Source organism: Nostoc sp. MG11, assembly GCF_014904695.1.
GTDB lineage: Bacteria > Cyanobacteriota > Cyanobacteriia > Cyanobacteriales > Nostocaceae > Komarekiella.
This window is the reverse complement of the sequence record NZ_JACXXN010000205.1, coordinates 1-774: the sequence shown is the minus strand read 5'-3', so window position 1 is coordinate 774 and position 774 is coordinate 1. Positions and strand designations below refer to the sequence as shown.

Annotated in this window: 2 protein-coding genes; both read right to left on the bottom strand. The window is 38.5% G+C overall.

Annotated elements, in window-relative coordinates; all coding sequences use genetic code 11:
- Positions 1-550 (bottom strand): DUF3124 domain-containing protein (locus HCR01_RS38115; RefSeq protein WP_193201040.1); only part of this gene is annotated, 550 nt, incomplete at its 3' end.
- 2 nt (positions 551-552) lie between these two features.
- Positions 553-774, bottom strand: a 222-nt coding sequence (locus tag HCR01_RS38110) for a TrkA C-terminal domain-containing protein (RefSeq protein WP_320073274.1), incomplete at its 5' end; no start/stop codon positions are given.

The window sequence follows — 774 nt, the reverse complement described above, 5'->3', positions numbered from 1 at the left end:
GCGATCGCTGATTACTAGTCTGATTTTTAATTACCCTACTAGGACTGATAAAAGAAATTCCTTGTTGAAAGTCAGTACCAATCATGATTGCCTCTACTATCGGCTCAGACATTTCTGTTTGAGCTACCCACTCTACAATGAAGTTTGCGCCCAAACCTCCACTAGTGTCATTTCTATTTACAAAAAAATCTGTAGAAGCTAGTGCATCAAGTTGAATCGGGCGCTCTAAATACTGCTTGACTAATTTACCTTCTGAGTCATAGTAACGCACAGAAGTAATAATCATCGGATTAGTCAAATCTGTGTTCCGAATACTGAGCGTAACTGCTAAATTGAAAACCTCCTGCCGATTGTGATGATAAATATGAGAATAGACAGGAACATAGATAGTTTGACCCATTGCTATCTTGAAATTTTTATCCAGAGTTACTACCTTTTGAGATGGAGTTGACTCAGTAGTATTGGGTTTTGGTGATGTAACTTCTGTTGATTTACAAGATGTAAGAGCAATAATAGCGATCGCTAAATAAAAATGTGGATGCAGCTTCAAAACTATTTACAACCTTCAATAAAATCAATGACTTGATGTAATGAGCCAGGTTTCGTCACAATCAGCGCAGTTGAACCAGGTTCTAGTACTGTACTACCATTAGGAATCATCAAATCCTCATGGGGATGGGGTTGATAGCCAATAATTAAAGAACCAGTCGGAAATCGATAATCCTGAGCGATTTCGGCAACGCTACGACCAGCAACATAGCAATTGTTTGGGAT